The sequence below is a fragment of the Pseudomonas bubulae genome (assembly GCF_037023725.1).
In the GTDB taxonomy this organism is placed as follows: domain Bacteria; phylum Pseudomonadota; class Gammaproteobacteria; order Pseudomonadales; family Pseudomonadaceae; genus Aquipseudomonas; species Aquipseudomonas bubulae.
The window spans coordinates 3,335,265-3,350,280 of the sequence record NZ_CP146077.1 but is presented as its reverse complement, the minus strand read 5'-3'; the positions used below and the strand labels follow the sequence as shown (position 1 = coordinate 3,350,280).

The window sequence follows — 15,016 nt, the reverse complement described above, 5'->3', positions numbered from 1 at the left end:
GCCTTGAAACTCTTCCAAAAGCTGGAATGGCCATAACTGGATTCTTTGCAGAGGTGTTGAGTCGCACACTGAACGATCCTTTTCATCGTGGATGTCTGCTGGTGAATTCTGCCCTCGAGGCAAATGCAGAAGACACGGATTTGCAACAGGCCGTCGCAGAAGAATTCGAGGCCATTCGCAGTTTTTTTGAAGGCAGCCTGCAAACCTTCCGCATGCAATCTGTCGATTCTTTGGAGATTGATGTGAAGCTGGGGGCGCATCATTTGCTCAGTGTGTTGCTGGGCATTCGAGTTTTGGCACGGATTAATCTCGATGCTGCGTCTGTAACAGTCGCCATTAGTATTGCAATCAAAAGCTTTGATCTTCCTCCCTTGGCTTTAGCGATGTTCTCTGAAAACCACTGCACGGAATCAATATGTTCAAGCTCTACTATCACCCGTCTCCTAACCCCGCCAAGGTTGCGCTTTTCTTGGAGGAGTCAGGCCTTGAGTACGAACTCATCCCTGTTGATACGCGCAAGGGTGAACAGCACGATCCGGCGTTTCTTAAGATCAATCCGAATGCCAAGACACCGGCTCTGGTTGATGGTGACAACGTGGTATTCGACAGCAACGCCATACTGCTCTATCTAGCCGAAAAGACAGGGATGTTCCTGCCTGCTGACAATCTCAAAGCGCGAGGTGAGATGTATTCCTGGCTCATGTTTGTCGCGACCGGTATCGGCCCTTACTCTGGACAGGCTGTTCACTTTAAGCACTTCGCACCCGAGCCAAAAGACTACGCCGTTACCCGCTACACCTTCGAAGCCTGGCGTCACTGGACGATTATCAACGAGCACCTGGCCAAACAGCCTTATATGCTCGGAAGTGAGTACACGCTGGTTGACATGGCCGTATGGGGTTGGGCGCGTGCGGTACCTTTCATCCTAGGTGATTACGCTTGGGTAAAACTTCCAAACGTAAAACGGTTCCTTGATGGCATCAATGCTCGACCGGCAGCACAGCGAACCGAAGAGCTGAAGACCCTGCACAGTTACAAGACCGAGATGGATGCTGACGCACGTAAGGCAATGTTCCCTCAGATTACTCAGTAGACGGGCCAGATCATGATCGACTGGCATTGCTGGATTCCTGCCTATGGGTACATGTTTAATTTACTTTTAGGCCTCCGGGCTTTCGCAAGTCATTGCTCCAGTGAGCATTGGTAAAAGTGGAGCAATTTGCTCGGTTCAAGACTGCGGGCCCCTAAAAGGGGCCCGTACCGTGCTGCCTTTACCTATTCACAGTGCTTTACCGAAATCCAGTATTTAGGGCGATGGTCTCCCCGTATTTTTAAGCGGACGCTATCACCCCTTCGCTAGGTTTTTCATGCGCCAACGAAGCTCTGATCTTAAATCGTTCAAAGCTCAGGTCGTCCAGGAGTGCCTGCAGCCAGAGCGACAATTTCCAGCGTAGCTAGGGTAAGCAACGCGAGGAAAGCTGATGCAGTTTAAAATTTGATCCCTGCCTCCGCTAAGCGCGAGTTTGTGCTGAACGTTTGCGTAACAGATAAACGAAGTTTGGAACAGCTCAGGGCTGCAGTCATATAGCCCACCTCGCCATCAATATCTCTCCCAAGCGAGGCTTTTGGGCCTACAGTCTTGAGTGTCGCTCACTGCAAGGAATACAAATGAACGTGTTGCCTTCAACCTCTCCGCCAAAGCACGTCAGCCTGCTGGGTTATGGAGGTCTGTTGCCGTTTATTTTTCTGGCGCTACTGATCCCGTTCTCTCTCGACTATCGGCCGTTGTTTGCGATTGCGCTTGTTAACTATGGCGCAGTCATCCTGAGCTTCGTCGGCGCCTTACACTGGGGCTTCGCTATGACCGTGCAAGATATGAGCGCCGAGCAGGGCAGAGACCGGTTCATCTGGAGTGTCATTCCTGCGCTTATTGCTTGGATTGCTACGTTACTGCCAATGTCATTGGGCTGCTTGCTGTTGGTCATCGGCTTAGTTGTCCACCTTCTGCAGGACAGGAAGCTGTTGCGGGTTATAAGCTTGCCCGGCTGGTACCTACCGATGCGATTACGGCTTACCCTCGTGGCTAGCGTCTGCTTGCTTCTTGCCGCGATGGTTGAGGCGCTTCATTTATGAAGCCTCGTGTGCCCGGCTCGTTGCCCGTGACTTCGCGACGTCTGACCTAGCCGTACGCCTGTGTGATGCCGGCTGGGAACTAGGTGCCGACCGCGACTTCTGGCACACACCACCTGTTGATGTACTGTTTCTGGATCGTAAGGTGGGAGGTTTGTACCTGTTGGCTCCGAAGCTGAAGGCACGGGTGGCAAAATGTTTTAAAGCTACAGAGGATGAAATCTACATTCATGTTAGCGTGGAGGTGCAGACATCTGCTGCTGGGGGCAAGCGGAGCGCGCAGGCGTGATGGATGGTCGAGACACGAAGTGGCTCGTGCACTATCAGCTGGGGGTACTACTTCAAAATAGGGATAAGTGCTGACCTTACCTATCCTCGTCGTCACCCTGTGCGCCCTGGCATTGCGCCTCAGTTTCTGAATCAAGGAATTATTTGATGAAAGTCTTGTTTATGTGCACCCACAACAGCTGCCGAAGCATTCTGTCTGAGGCGCTGTTAAACCACCTAGCACCTGAAGGCGTAGAAGCGGTTAGCTCGGGTAGCTTTCCCAGTGGTCGAGTGAATCAAAGAGCTTTGCAAACGCTGGAGGCGGTCGGTATCTCCACGGTGGGATTGAGCAGCAAGGCTTCGGATGCTTTTGAAGGCTCCCCTCCAGATATCGTTATTACCGTTTGTGATCGGGCTGCGGGTGAGGCGTGCCCAATCTTTTTCGGGCCAGCCTTGAAGGCGCATTGGGGCTTGGTCGACCCGTCCGAAGCCAAAGGCACAGAGTCCGAGATTACGGCGGCGTTTGACGTCACTCTCGACAAAATTCGTGAGCGTGTTGTCACGTTCCTTACGCTGCCGCTGCAAACCATGAGCGCTGACGAGCTCAAAGCTGAACTGAACCGTATCGGTACGCTTTAAAGATCAACAGAGGTGGTGCCAGCTTGGCGCCGCTGCAAGAGTTTATATGCAAGAGGCATTGCCGAACGTACTCGACGGCCTGATCGATATCCCTTCGCTGGAACAACTGGAGCCGCGCACGACGTCACTCCATAAACCTCGAATTTTGCTTCTCTATGGATCAACGCGTGAGCGCTCTTTTAGTCGGTTGGTAACTCAGGAAGCAGCCCGCTTGCTGGGGGAGTTTGGCGCTGAAACCAAAATCTTCGACCCCTCGGGTTTGCCATTGCCAGATGGTGCCCCGGAGACTCATCCAAAGGTCGCTGAGCTGCGCGAGCTGATGCAGTGGTCTGAAGGCCAAGTATGGTGTTCCCCAGAGCGTCATGGCTCCATGAGTGCAGTTTTCAAGGCCCAGATTGACTGGGTTCCGCTGGCAATGGGAGCCGTACATCCTACGCAGGGGAAGACTCTTGCTGTGATGCAGGTCTGTGGAGGTTCGCAATCTTTCAACGTGGTCAATCAGTTACGGGTACTGGGTCGGTGGATGCGTATGTTCACTATCCCCAACCAATCTTCGGTGGCCAAGGTGTTCACCGAGTTTGATGAGGCAGGCCGGATGAAGCCGTCCTCGTACTACGACCGTCTAGTGGACGTAATGGAAGAACTTATGAAGTTCACCCTACTTCTGAGGGATCGCCAGGACTATCTTGTTGATAGATATTCCGAGCGCAAAGAGTCCGCAGAAGAGCTGTCCAAGCGTGTCAATCAGCGCTCTATTTAGTGTCATTACGTGGGAACTGCATGAGTCAGATCACGATTTGCTAGAGCACGTAGTGTGGCACCTCTCGCAACACCTTGGCGTTGATCCGCAACAATGGCTGCAAAGTCTGAACCGATGCAAATGAAGCTGAATGAATGAGCTTGGAGGGATGGCGGTGAATCAAAATTCTAAATTTGATGTTGTAGTTATTGGCGGTGGCCAATCCGCGCTTACAACCGCCTATTTTCTGAAGCGTTCAGGTATGTCATACGTGCTACTTGATGCAGACCCGGCGCCAGGAGGCGCATGGCGGCATGGTTGGGATTCACTCCGACTATTTTCCCCGTCTTCATGGAGTTCGATTGCAGGCTGGCCTATGCCTGCTGTGTCGGAAGAAACGCCTCGCCGTGACGATGTTGTCGATTATCTGACTCAGTATGAAAAGCGATACAACTTTCCCATCATTCGTTCTACGTGGGTATCCCGTGTTGAGAGAATTGAAGACGGTTTGCGCGTTGTTTCGGGGGATCGATATTGGGATGCCAAAGCGGTCATCAGTGCAACAGGCACTTGGAACCGTCCATTCATTCCAAGTTATTTAGGGCAGGAGTTATTTTTAGAACAGCAGCTTCATTCCGCTCATTATGTAGGGCCGAATAGGTTTGAGGGAAAGACTGTCCTTGTCGTGGGCGGGGGGAACTCGGGAGCCCAGATTTACGCCGAGGTTTCCAAAGTAGCCCAGGCAACCTGGGTGACTCAAGAAGTCCCAAGGTTTCTGCCTGATCAGGTTGACGGCCGCGTCCTGTTCGAACGAGCTACGGCTCGATTGAAAGCCCAGCAGGAGGGCTCAGAACCTAAAGAACTCATAGCTGGGCTAGGTGATATCGTTATGGTTCCATCGGTAAAAGAGGCTCGTGAACGCGGTGTGCTGAACGCGGTACGACCGTTCACTCATTTTACTCCGACAGGTGTCGTATGGCCGTCAGGACATGAGACAACGGTGGATGTCGTTATCTGGTGCACCGGGTTTTTTCCAGCGCTAGACCACCTTACCTACCTAGGCCTTGTAGGTCAGGACGGCAAAGTAGCAGTGGACGAAAACCGAAGTGTTGATTTACCCAATTTATGGCTGGTGGGTTACGGCGATTGGACGGGGCTCGCTTCTGCAACATTAATCGGCGTGACCCGTACTGCACGAGATGCGGTCAAACAAGTGCAAAGCTATCTCGCGGGCGTAGCCTGATGGTTCGTAGTAGATCAAGCGCACCTACTATGACACGACTTCAAGCTTGGGGATCAATGCCCACTATCAGTACTTCTGCGCAGAAGATGCTCAATGAGCGTTGATTAGGTCAGCCTCATACCTTGGACTTTACGCCCTTAAACCCTAAGTGGCACCTCCTTATAAACACGGGTTTCTGTTGCGGTCACGCCACTTTTCTATATTTTCAGCCGAAACGGTTGCTTTTAAGCAAGAGGGCGGACAGGGCTGTACAGCCCCCACTTATGTCGGTACTGGCTTGCCTACCATGCAGGCGACGTGTCCTAACGATTGATGCCTCATTCATGTCTACGCGTTTTTTATCAACTAGAGTTCCCTGAAATTATCAACAGGCACGAGAGGGAACTTCATGACTGCGCTGGATGTTTTTTGGGTCGGATTGGGGGGGGGGGGGGCGGGCTGGGGTCTTTGCTGCGCTGGTGTATCGGACTGCGGGTGGGGCAGTTCTATAAGGGATCATTCCCGCTGGGCACGTTTTTGATCAACGTCAGTGGCGCCTTTGTGATCGGTTACTTGAGCATTCTGTTTGCCGTTGACTGGCGTGACCGCTACGGCGACTTCCTGAGTGCTGCCGTGCTCACTGGTATTCTTGGCGGCTACACCACGTTCAGTAGCATGCAGCTGGATGCTTCCAAACTGGCCAAGGCGAAGGATCGTGCATGGGCGGCCGGTTATCTGATCATCTCGGTACTGGTCGGTCTGGCCGCCGCCGCATTCGGCGCCTGGCTGGCGCGCTGACACAGGAGCAAACACCATGTTGAACATGATTATTCTGATTTTCGTCGGCGGCGCGTTTGGCGCCATGTGCCGCGAAGTTGTCATGCTGTCAGTGCCGCGCTTGGCCGACGGCTTTCCCATGGATATTTTTGTCGTCAATATCGTCGCAGCCTTCCTGCTGGGGGTGGCCACGTCGCTGTTCAAAAGCAACCGGATCACTCAATACGTACACGTCATGGTCGGCACAGGGATCATGGGCGGCCTATCGACGTTCTCAAGCTTTGTCTTTGGCGCCGTGGAGATTATGAAAGATCCCGCCAGTGTGTTCGTGTCCATCACTTATCTAGTGCTCAGTCTAGTCATCGGATTTGCTGCAGTGGAGTTGGGCCTCGTAGCCGGGGCCAAGGTCTTGCCAATACCAGCAGCGGACTCTTCGCACTAAACTTTCCTGATACATAAAAGCCCTTGAGTATTGAGGGCTTTTTATTTCGTATATTTGTAGCCATCCGGGCTTCATGATGGGTTGGCTAAAATCTAACCAACCAGAGTCTTAGATGGCTACTTTCTTAATCATCATTAGTACCTCCAAAAAACGGGGGTGATAAGTACCAGTACAGTGAGTATCTCTAATCGGCCCAGCAGCATGCCGATGGTGAGCAACCATTTTGCTGCGTCAGGTAATGATGAGAAGTTACCAGCAGGCCCGATGATGGTGCCAATTCCAGGGCCCACGTTACACACCGCAGTAGCCGCGCCACTCAATGCCGTTGTCCAGTCCAGGCCGATCAAGGCAAGTCCTAAGGCGATAATTGCAATGGTGATGCTGAAGAAAAATGAGAAAGTCAAAAGCGAGCGTAATATTTCCTCGTCAATTGGATGGCCATTGTACTTCTTCTGAATCACGGCTCTTGGATGGATTAGTTGCTTTAAGCTACCTATCAGTAAAGTCGCAGCAACCTGAAAACGGAAGATTTTGAGGCCCCCAGCTGTGGAACCCGAACATCCTCCAACAAAGGTCAAATAGAAGAACAAAAGAACTGCAAAGCTCCCCCAGAGCGTGTAATCGCCAACAGCAACTCCAGTAGTAGTGACCACAGAAGTCACGTTGACTGCGACGATACGAAACGCATCCCACCATCCGTAATCGCTGTGAAAACAGAGCCATGTCCCTACGGCCAGCCAGGTCACAATCAAGAATCCAATAAATCCACGTACTTGGTGATCTTTAATCAGCGCACGCCGGTTGCCGCGCAATGTCGCAACATACAAGGTAAACGGTAGGCTACCCAGAATCATGATGACCACAGCTACCCAGTGGATCGCTGGCTGCGTCCAATGCCCCAGTGAAGAGTCCGAAGTCGAGAATCCTCCAGTTGAGATCAATGACATGGCGTGGTTGACCGCTTCAAACGGCGTCATTCCAGCGACCCAAAGAGCTAGCGCTCCGAGCCCCGTGAGTCCCAAGTAGAGAAAGAGGATGTATTTGGCGGCCACATGGGAGCGAGGCGTTACTTTTTCCGACCAGTCTGAGGACTCTGTCTGGAAGAGACGCATGCCACCCACCCGCAACAGCGGTAGGATCGCTACAGCCATGCCTATGAAGCCTATACCTCCGAGCCAATGTAGCATTGAGCGCCAGATCAATAATCCCGGTGAAGCGGTATCCAAACCAGTGAGTACCGTTGACCCTGTAGTTGTGATGCCCGACATTGTTTCAAAGAATGCATCGGTGTAACTGATGTCGCTGATAAACACCATTGGCAACGATGCGAAGATGCACACCGCAACCCAACTGCCAGTAGTTAGCAGGTACATATCCCTGGGACGAAGCTGGGCGGTATCTGGGCGTCCCCGCGCGATCAACAGAAGGCCGCAGACAGATGTGATTAAGCTTGACCACAGGAATGCCGAAAGATCGCCACCGTCCTGCTCATAGACCATGAGTGTGATTATTGGGATAGCCATGCTTAAAGCTAGCGTGATCAGAAAAATTCCTAAAATGAAGCCGATAAATCTTAGTCCTGCGAGAGACATAAAAAGTAGCCTACTGAGTTAGCGCAGTACAGTATCGGATGCTCCACCTTTATGGCTTGTAAATTTTTCGTAAAATCTTTTAATAAATCAGGGACGCAAGAAGCACCAGCTTTTAGCAGACTCTAGTGAGCCGTCATGCGCTCAAAAGACCCTTTCGCACCAAGTAGATCAAAAGTCGACTGAAAAAAATAAGCGACAGTTAGTTGGCACTTTTCTGAGCGTCTCTGCTTTGTAGTTCCTTACTGAGAAGGGTTTAGACCTGATTAGAGGTAACGACAGGTGCTTAAGCATTACGGTTACATCGAGGAGTATCGCTCCTATCGGAAGCCTCAATACGATCTGATGCACATGACATTGCATTTTTATCGTAAGCGGCTGGGGATGTCACCTTCCGAACTCCACCATTAAGGGCGATGGTGTCCGCGTATTTTTAAGCGGACGCGATCGCCCTTAATGTCAGGATCTCCATGCGCCAACGAAGCTCTTACCCGCCCAGGTTGTTCAGGAATGCCTGCAGCCGGGCGCAAACCTATCCAGCATCGCCATCTACACCAACGTGATCACGCAAGTGACTACCACTTTACCGAAATCATTAACCAGGGGCGTTGACAGCTTTCGTTCCGTTGGGAGCTACGCCCAAACGGCAGGCGGAAGCATTGGCGATCATCGAGCTGTTGCTTTGCGAGCAATCGATCAGTTGCTGCCCCATAGGTGGACGTCGAGCTTACCCAGAACGCTCATGAGTGACGGTTAAGGATCTTAAACTTCAAATAGCCGACGCACCTGCACGGAATCGGCGCTTCCGCTTTGTTCAAGAGAAAGGAAGTATCGTAATTGCCATTGTTGTGTCCTAACGGCCTCTTTGGCGACTGGTTTGACCCAGGGTGGATAAACGCGGATAGCGCGCTTACCGCCTTTACCGTTAATCGCCATGATGCCCTTTGATGCCAGTATCTTATGGTCGAAAACAAACTGTCCGCGATGAGTTGCATCGGACACACTCACTACAACAAAAGCTACGCCGTCATCGACATCGAGAGGTGCAATGGTGCTGCCTGACCTCGGGCGCTTCCATATTGTGACGAACTGTCCAATCTTCGTCGGCGTTGTTTTAGCCACGCGGAAGACAATGGTGTGTCCGTCTAGGCCAAAGCGGGAGGCACTATACTCGGGACTCTCAGCCTCGCGTAAAGCCAGATCCGTCAATTGCATTCCCGCCGGCTTGTACACATCTTGGATAGCAGCTACCAGTTCGTTTGGAATATGGCCGAGGGAAGGGTCTGCCACGCCTGAATATTTTGTGCCTAGTTCAGCTAAATCGGATTTCAACGGGAACAACTCCTAAACGATTCATGACCACACGACCCATTCCAGGGCATATGTTACTCCCTTCGACATGCCGAAGCCGACTACTACATCCCGTGAACGCAAGGTGGGGTAGCCAGCCGCTTACTTTTTATCTATGCGAAGTAGCGCCCCAGCTAGAGCCCGTCAGAATAGAAAGTAACGAAATCGCTAATGGAATGTGGCCTGACTGGATCAATCTGCATCAGGCCATATCGCATAACGAAGCCGTGATGCAGCGTCGGGAGCCATCGATGGGGCAGTGCATTCAGCGTGAAACGTTCATGCTGAAAAAGTCGCGTCCGAGTGGATGCCGCCAATCAGCCGTTGAGACCATATATCGGCAGTTTTTGGTATGGAAAAGGGTAACCACACTTCGTCAGACTATGCGCCGGCCACAGAATTTCTAGCAGTGAGAAACGCTATGGCCGGCTCGCTTACGCTTATTTGGAAAGCGTGGCGGCGGCAATGGCAGGCACAGCGCTGCGGCGCAAAATCATGACACCACCTATTGCAGCCAAGGTGGAACCGATCAACACACCGACTTTAACCTCATCAATCAGGTGAGCTGATCCAGCAAACGCTAGGTTTCCGATGAACAGGCTCATGGTGAAGCCGATGCCACACAGGAGCGCAACGCCGTAAAGCTGTGCCCAATTGCTGCCTTCCGGTAGTTTGGCCAAGCCCATACGAATGGCCAGAGCAGCCAATAGGAAGATACCAATCTGCTTGCCCACCAACAAGCCGAGCGCAACGCCCAGCGGAACTGGATCAACCAGGTTCTCCATGGAAATACCGGCCAGTGAAACACCCGCATTGGCGAAGCCGAAAATCGGCACCACAGCGAACGCTACCCACATATGCAGCTTTTCCTCTAGGAACAGAAGTGGAGACCGAACTTCCTCTTCAGGCTTGCCCATAGGGACGCACAGTGCAACAGCAACACCCGCAAGGGTGGCATGCACTCCCGACTGCAGCACGAAGAACCACAGCACGCTACCGACCAGCAAATATGGGAATAATCGTCTGACGCCCAATCGATTCATTGCGATCAGAATGACCAGGGTTGCAAACGATACCAGCAACATCTGCATGGAAAGACCAGTGGTATAGAAAAAGGCGATGATGACTACAGCACCTAGGTCGTCAATGATCGCTAGGGCGGCAAGGAAAACCTTCAGCGAAGTAGGGACTCGCTTGCCCAGGAGCGATAGGACGCCCAAAGCGAATGCGATGTCGGTAGCGGCAGGGATGGCCCATCCCTTTAAGGTCTCAGAGTTACCCCAGTTGATGGCGATATAGATAAGCGCAGGCACAACCATGCCGCCTAAAGCACCAAATCCAGGCAAGGCGCGCTGGCTCCAGGTGGAAAGTCCCCCAGCAAGCACTTCTCTTTTAATCTCGAGGCCGACCATGAGGAAGAAGATGGCCATCAGGCCGTCATTGACCCAATGTTCCACAGACATCCCTAGCCATATGCTGTGCAGCGCTGCGAAGTAGCCTTGGGACAGAGGCGAGTTAGCTACAATCAAGGCTGCCAGTGCTGCGCCCATCAGTACTATACCGCCGGCTGACTCCGACGATAGGAAACGAGCTAAAATCGCGGTGGCTCTAGGGAGGGCGGCTGCAGGTTGATGTTTAGTCATCAAAATCCTTAGGGTCACTTATAAAGCAATATATTAACATCTGATTCACTCCAGTGCGTGGTATTAAATAACCTGAAACAGTTGAGTTAAAGGCAAGGTTGCTTGTTGGCTGTCTTTGTATTTAGCCTGAAATTGCTGCTTTGGGTAGTACTGTTGTAATAGTTGCGCCGGTCATTTGCTAAATAATAAAAATTATTTTATGTCTCGAGCGATCTATTGATTATGTAGTGTGATTTGCAGGTTGCGCATGAAGAGTCTCTGTTTGTGAAGCCTGTGTTTTGAACGTAACTCGTAACTGGTTGCAGTTTAGTATATTAACATCGCTGTTTAGAGTGGATTGGTTTTGCTCGTCCGCTTTACGATTGTGTGCGGTATTGATTTTAGTGTGGGCGTGAATGCCGGTTTGTAAAGTTTGTCATAAAAGCTGGATGAGGTGCAGTCCGATAGTTACACTCAGTAATCTAAGTGTTTGTACGGTTGGGCGATGATTTTAGGTTTGATCAGTGTGAGATCTAAAGGGGGTGTATAAGTTTTCAGGGGAGGGCATATTGTGTGCTGGTTTTATTATCATAATAATAGGTTGTTTGTGTTTGTGTTTGTGTTTGTTTGTGTTTTTTATTCTGCCTGTCTGCCTGTCTGCCTGTCTGCCTGTCTGCCTGTCTGCCTGTCGATATGATTACTGCTATTGGCTGTAAGGAGGTTGGTTGCTCAGCAAAATATCTTGTCACACTACAGGTCACCAATAACATGATTTGGGTCAATAATCATCTGACTGTTGGTTGTGTGAGTTTTTGACTTGGTGTCAGCTAGTATGCTGAGAGGCTTTCAAAGCGATAACCGACTTTTTAGCATTTCGATTTATTCACGACCACTCAAGCTCGATTCAGTTGAGCTGCGTACACAGAAGGTACTCATTGATGAAGCCGGTGGTCTACGCAGCAACTGAGCAAACACCAACCCTCACAAACTCTGCGGCTTGGCATGCCTTGCCTGCAGAGCAGGTAATGAACCTCCTTCAGGTTAATGAGCATGTCGGGCTAGAGGCCGCCGAGGTTCAAACTCGGCTTGACCGAACTGGTTTTAATCGCCTGCCAGAAGTAGCACGGCGACCTGCGTGGCTGCGATTTTTGCTGCAATTTCACAACATTCTGATTTATGTGCTTCTAGGTTCTGCAGCGATTACCGCGATGCTTCAACATCTGTGGGATACGGTGGTGATTCTTGCGGTAGTTATTGCAAACGCGATCATTGGCTACGTCCAGGAAGGTAAAGCGGAAAAGGCCATGGAAGCTATCCGGCAGATGCTGGCACCGCACGCCGCCGTGATTCGCGCAGGCCAACGCTTGAGCGTTGTAGGTGAGGAGCTAGTACCGGGCGACATCGTATTGCTGGAAGCCGGAGACAAAGTACCTGCTGATCTACGTCTGCTGCACGTGAACAGACTACAAATTCAAGAAGCAATTCTCACAGGTGAATCCGTACCAGCAGAAAAGCATACCGAACCAGTGGGCCTTAAAGCCGCTCTGGGTGATCGTACCTGCATGGCGTTCAGCGGTACGCTCGTGACATGCGGACAAGCTACAGGGGTTGTAGTTGCTACCGCAGCTGCAGCTGAGATCGGACGCATCAGTACGCTACTTGCTAGAGTAGAAACGCTGACAACTCCGCTGGTGCAGCAAATGAACGTCTTTGCACGTTGGCTGACGATCTTGATCTTGCTAGTCGGTGGCCTTCTGCTCATGTTCGGCCATTATGTCGCGCACTACGAGTTCACAGAGATTTTCATGATCGTAGTCGGGATGTCAGTAGCGGCGATACCTGAAGGATTGCCCGCCGTCCTTACCATCACGTTGGCTGTCGGAGTTCGCGCAATGGCTCGCCGCAACGCTATCGTGCGTCGCCTGCCTGCCATCGAAACACTAGGCTCGGTATCCGTCATCTGCACTGACAAAACTGGAACACTGACCCGCAACGAAATGATGGTCGCATCGGTCGTCACGAACGATCTTCTCTTCACAGTCGATGGCGCAGGTTATCAGCCAGCGGGAGGCTTCAGGATTGCCGATCAGCTGATCGAGATATCGTCTCACCCTGCGCTCTCAGAATTGGGGCGAGCAGCAGGTCTCTGCAACGATGCCGTGCTGCGCCAGAATAAAGACTTATGGACGGTTGAAGGCGATCCGATGGAGGGAGCCTTGCTAGCGTTTTCCGGAAAAACCGGAATAGATAGCGATGAAGATCATCGTACCTGGCCACGAAGCGATGCCATTCCGTTTGACGCGAAACACCGTTTTATGGCGACCCTCCATCACAACCATAATAGCCATGCTTCTATCTATGTAAAAGGTGCACCAGAGCAAATACTGGCCATGAGCACGCGGCAGTTCGTAACCGATGGCGTGACTGAGCCCCTTAACGCGGACTACTGGTACGAACAGGCAAACACCATCGCCGCAAAAGGGCAGCGTGTATTGGCGTTTGCAGCTAGGTCAGTTCAGCCAGAGCACACTGTGTTGGAGTTTGGGGACGTGCAAGGGAAGTTAACCTTGTTGGGCATGGTCGGGCTAATTGATCCGCCTAGACCCGAGACGATAAAGGCAGTTCAACAATGCCAGGCAGCGGGCATTGTTGTAAAAATGATCACTGGCGATCATGGCGGCACCGCCGCCGCAATCGGTCGTCAGATTGGCTTGCATAATCCCGACAAGGTGCTGACTGGTGTAGACCTGGACTCCATGAACGATGCCGCCCTCAAGGAGGCGGTAAAGGAAGTCAATATCTTTGCTCGTACCAGCCCTGAACATAAACTCAGGTTAGTCATGCTGCTGCAGTCGAATGGCATGACAGTGGCAATGACGGGCGATGGCGTTAATGACGCACCAGCGCTAAAGCGTGCCGATGCTGGCATCGCTATGGGGGGGAAAGGTAGTGACGCCGCCAAGGAAGCTGCCGACCTGGTGCTGGCTGATGACAACTTCGCGTCCATCGTTGCTGCAGTGCGCGAGGGGCGTACAGTCTACGACAATATTAAGAAAGTCCTGAGCTGGACGCTTCCCACAAGCGCGGGTGAAGCCATGACCATCATCGTGGCCCTGCTCCTCGGCCTTACACTGCCGGTCACGGCGATACAGATTCTGTGGATTAATCTTATTACCGCAGTAACGCTCGGCATCGCATTGGCGTTCGAGCCTACCGAAGAAAACACAATGCGCAGACCGCCCCGTTCCCGCAAGGAGCCACTCATAAGCGGTGCGTTGGTTTGGCATATGGTGCTTGTTTCTATTCTGTTCCTCTGTGGTGTTTACGGCATTTTTTCGTATGCGCTCGACCGTGGCTACTCCGTGGAGTTGGCCCGAACCATCGCGGTGAATACGCTAGTCGTGATGGAAATTTTCCATCTGTTCTTTATTCGTAATCTCTACAGCACATCGCTCACCTGGAAGGGCGTTCGTGGCACCAAGGTCGTGTGGATGACCGTCGCAGTGGTTACCTTGGCCCAGTTCGCCATCACCTACGCGCCACCTCTGCAAAAGGTGTTTGCCACAGAAGCGATCCCCTTCCTTGATGGCCTACTTATCATCGGGGTCGGTGTTGCGCTCTTTGCGATCATCGAGATTGAAAAACAGATTCGAATCCGCCTGTCCGAGTAGAACTGATTGCAAGCTGGCAATCCCCTAACGACAAGCATCTTCATGCCACTGAAAGAGGATTTAGAAAATGCATAAAATACTTGTAGCTGTCGATGGCTCCGAGCACTCGGAGCGCGCAGTGCGTTACCTTCTTGGGCTAATCCAAGATGGCGGATTACTGGGCGGTAGTGTTGAGGTACATCTGGTGAATGTACAGCCACTGTTACCAACTCGAATTGCACACGACATGAGAGCGGATGAGATTGATCGTTACTACGGTGATAAAAGTGCTGAGAGCTCACAAAAAGCTGGGGTGCTTCTGAAGCAGGAAGGGGTTGCATTTACACTTCACACCTTGCAAGGCGATGCAGCAAGCCAAATCGTGGCGTGCTCACACTCTTTAGGATGTAACAACATCATCCTAGGCTCACATGGCAACGGCTTTCTTGCAGGGATTTTTCTGGGCTCTGTCGCGGCAAAGGTGATTCAGCTCTCAGATATACCAATCACCTTAGTCAAATAGGAAATCGTCAAATGCATGATAGCGCGACCCCATAAGTGGGTTATCAAAGGCCGATATTCTGGAATG

12 protein-coding genes and 3 pseudogenes are annotated in these 15,016 nt (G+C 51.7%); 12 read left to right on the top strand and 3 right to left on the bottom strand.

The window, feature by feature from the left end; genetic code table 11:
* Positions 1 to 26: 26 nt before the first annotated feature.
* From V6L81_RS24215 to crcB, 8 genes and pseudogenes are all read left to right on the top strand, one after another.
* A pseudogene (locus tag V6L81_RS24215) lies at positions 27 to 326 on the top strand (TetR family transcriptional regulator C-terminal domain-containing protein); the annotation flags it as partial.
* A gap of 89 nt (positions 327 to 415) precedes the next feature.
* Positions 416 to 1,093 carry a glutathione S-transferase family protein gene (locus V6L81_RS15210; RefSeq protein WP_198823142.1) on the top strand — a complete coding sequence of 226 codons (678 nt, stop codon included), beginning with the start codon at positions 416 to 418 and terminating at the stop codon, positions 1,091 to 1,093.
* 575 nt (positions 1,094 to 1,668) lie between these two features.
* On the top strand, positions 1,669 to 2,133 hold the full coding sequence (locus V6L81_RS15205) for a DUF3429 domain-containing protein (RefSeq protein WP_198823143.1): 465 nt from the start codon (positions 1,669 to 1,671) through the stop codon (positions 2,131 to 2,133).
* A 432-nt stretch (positions 2,134 to 2,565) separates the two neighbouring features.
* Positions 2,566 to 3,036, top strand: coding sequence for an arsenate reductase ArsC (locus V6L81_RS15200; RefSeq protein ID WP_338660111.1), 471 nt, complete (start codon positions 2,566 to 2,568; stop codon positions 3,034 to 3,036).
* A 46-nt stretch (positions 3,037 to 3,082) separates the two neighbouring features.
* Positions 3,083 to 3,796 carry an arsenical resistance protein ArsH gene (arsH, locus tag V6L81_RS15195; protein ID WP_198823145.1) on the top strand — a complete coding sequence of 238 codons (714 nt, stop codon included), beginning with the start codon at positions 3,083 to 3,085 and terminating at the stop codon, positions 3,794 to 3,796.
* 148 nt (positions 3,797 to 3,944) lie between these two features.
* Positions 3,945 to 5,018, top strand: coding sequence for an ArsO family NAD(P)H-dependent flavin-containing monooxygenase (locus V6L81_RS15190; protein ID WP_338660691.1), 1,074 nt, complete (start codon positions 3,945 to 3,947; stop codon positions 5,016 to 5,018).
* Positions 5,019 to 5,492: 474 nt separating this feature from the next.
* The gene (locus tag V6L81_RS15185; RefSeq protein ID WP_338660110.1) at positions 5,493 to 5,795 is read left to right on the top strand and encodes a CrcB family protein; all 303 of its coding nucleotides are present in this window, start codon (positions 5,493 to 5,495) and stop codon (positions 5,793 to 5,795) included.
* A 16-nt stretch (positions 5,796 to 5,811) separates the two neighbouring features.
* Complete coding sequence (gene crcB, locus V6L81_RS15180; RefSeq protein WP_198821537.1) at positions 5,812 to 6,216, top strand: fluoride efflux transporter CrcB; 405 nt, start codon at positions 5,812 to 5,814, stop codon at positions 6,214 to 6,216.
* Positions 6,217 to 6,350: 134 nt separating this feature from the next.
* Here the strand turns inward: crcB and V6L81_RS15175 are convergent, their stop codons facing one another.
* A complete protein-coding gene (locus V6L81_RS15175) occupies positions 6,351 to 7,808 on the bottom strand; it encodes a TrkH family potassium uptake protein (protein WP_198821535.1) in 1,458 nt (485 codons plus the stop codon).
* A gap of 276 nt (positions 7,809 to 8,084) precedes the next feature.
* Here V6L81_RS15175 and V6L81_RS15170 point away from each other — a divergent pair.
* A pseudogene (locus V6L81_RS15170) lies at positions 8,085 to 8,174 on the top strand (DNA mismatch repair protein MutT); the annotation flags it as partial.
* 393 nt (positions 8,175 to 8,567) lie between these two features.
* Here V6L81_RS15170 and V6L81_RS15165 read toward each other — a convergent pair.
* A complete protein-coding gene (locus V6L81_RS15165) occupies positions 8,568 to 9,137 on the bottom strand; it encodes a MepB family protein (RefSeq protein ID WP_130871446.1) in 570 nt (189 codons plus the stop codon).
* 125 nt (positions 9,138 to 9,262) lie between these two features.
* Between V6L81_RS15165 and V6L81_RS15160 the strand changes: the two are divergent.
* A pseudogene (locus tag V6L81_RS15160) lies at positions 9,263 to 9,483 on the top strand (DNA mismatch repair protein MutT); the annotation flags it as partial.
* A 112-nt stretch (positions 9,484 to 9,595) separates the two neighbouring features.
* Here V6L81_RS15160 and nhaA read toward each other — a convergent pair.
* Positions 9,596 to 10,798 carry a Na+/H+ antiporter NhaA gene (nhaA, locus tag V6L81_RS15155; protein WP_130871447.1) on the bottom strand — a complete coding sequence of 401 codons (1,203 nt, stop codon included), beginning with the start codon at positions 10,796 to 10,798 and terminating at the stop codon, positions 9,596 to 9,598.
* A 917-nt stretch (positions 10,799 to 11,715) separates the two neighbouring features.
* Between nhaA and V6L81_RS15150 the strand changes: the two genes are divergently transcribed.
* Together V6L81_RS15150 and V6L81_RS15145 are read left to right on the top strand one after the other, a co-directional pair.
* Entirely contained in the window at positions 11,716 to 14,448 is a 2,733-nt protein-coding gene (locus V6L81_RS15150; protein ID WP_338660109.1) for a cation-transporting P-type ATPase, read from the top strand.
* Between the two features lie 67 nt (positions 14,449 to 14,515).
* Entirely contained in the window at positions 14,516 to 14,950 is a 435-nt protein-coding gene (locus tag V6L81_RS15145; protein ID WP_130871449.1) for a universal stress protein, read from the top strand.
* The last annotated feature ends 66 nt before the right edge of the window (positions 14,951 to 15,016 follow it).

What these genes read in the sequence shown, in the direction of transcription:
- V6L81_RS15210 (WP_198823142.1), top strand. Translation starts at nt 416, where the DNA reads ATGTTCAAGCTCTACTATCACCCGTCTCCTAACCCCGCCAAGGTTGCG.
- arsH (WP_198823145.1), top strand. Translation starts at nt 3,083, where the DNA reads ATGCAAGAGGCATTGCCGAACGTACTCGACGGCCTGATCGATATCCCT.
- V6L81_RS15150 (WP_338660109.1), top strand. Translation starts at nt 11,716, where the DNA reads ATGAAGCCGGTGGTCTACGCAGCAACTGAGCAAACACCAACCCTCACA.
- V6L81_RS15200 (WP_338660111.1), top strand. Translation starts at nt 2,566, where the DNA reads ATGAAAGTCTTGTTTATGTGCACCCACAACAGCTGCCGAAGCATTCTG.
- V6L81_RS15175 (WP_198821535.1), bottom strand. Translation starts at nt 7,808, where the DNA reads ATGTCTCTCGCAGGACTAAGATTTATCGGCTTCATTTTAGGAATTTTT.
- V6L81_RS15190 (WP_338660691.1), top strand. Translation starts at nt 3,945, where the DNA reads ATGGCGGTGAATCAAAATTCTAAATTTGATGTTGTAGTTATTGGCGGT.
- V6L81_RS15145 (WP_130871449.1), top strand. Translation starts at nt 14,516, where the DNA reads ATGCATAAAATACTTGTAGCTGTCGATGGCTCCGAGCACTCGGAGCGC.
- crcB (WP_198821537.1), top strand. Translation starts at nt 5,812, where the DNA reads ATGTTGAACATGATTATTCTGATTTTCGTCGGCGGCGCGTTTGGCGCC.
- nhaA (WP_130871447.1), bottom strand. Translation starts at nt 10,798, where the DNA reads ATGACTAAACATCAACCTGCAGCCGCCCTCCCTAGAGCCACCGCGATT.
- V6L81_RS15205 (WP_198823143.1), top strand. Translation starts at nt 1,669, where the DNA reads ATGAACGTGTTGCCTTCAACCTCTCCGCCAAAGCACGTCAGCCTGCTG.